Here is a 541-nt window from a genome sequence, read left to right on the forward strand (position 1 = left end):
CCGCGGTCTCGATCCCGATGATCGCCTCGCCGCGCGTCGGGAACGGTCGGCACCAGCCGTCGCCCGGATAAAGGAATGGCTTGATCACCATCGCGCCCGCGTCTCCGCGAAAGCGCCCCTCGGGGAGGCCTTGAGCTACATCGCCAGATACTGGGCAGGGCTCGCCTTGTTCCTGATTGATGGACGCATCGAGCTCGACAACAATGCCGTCGAGCGGACCATCCGGCCTATTGCGCTCAACCGGAAGAACGCGCTCTTTGCAGGACATGACGCCGGAGCTGAAAACTGGGCTGTCATCGCCTCGCTGATCGAGACCTGCAAGCTCAACGTCGTCGATCCCCATGCCTGGTTGGCCTCGACCCTCAGCGCCATAGCCGGCGGTCATCGGCAGAGCCAGATCACCAAACTGCTCCCGTGGAACTACACTGCAAGAATCGGCGACTGACTCGAAAAGCAAGGGCGCCATCGCCTTCATACGCGGCAAGAATGTGGTGCCGTTCCACCGACCTTGATGTCTACGTGGCCGCAAAACACCGCTTAC

Annotated in this window: 1 protein-coding gene; it reads left to right on the forward strand. The window is 61.7% G+C overall.

Annotated elements, in window-relative coordinates:
- Positions 1-445: IS66 family transposase (locus P24_RS19000; protein ID WP_008946373.1), on the forward strand; the 445-nt coding region annotated here is incomplete at its 5' end.
- Positions 446-541 lie beyond the last annotated feature (96 nt).

The sequence above is a fragment of the Oceanibaculum indicum P24 genome, assembly GCF_000299935.1.
GTDB lineage: Bacteria > Pseudomonadota > Alphaproteobacteria > Oceanibaculales > Oceanibaculaceae > Oceanibaculum > Oceanibaculum indicum.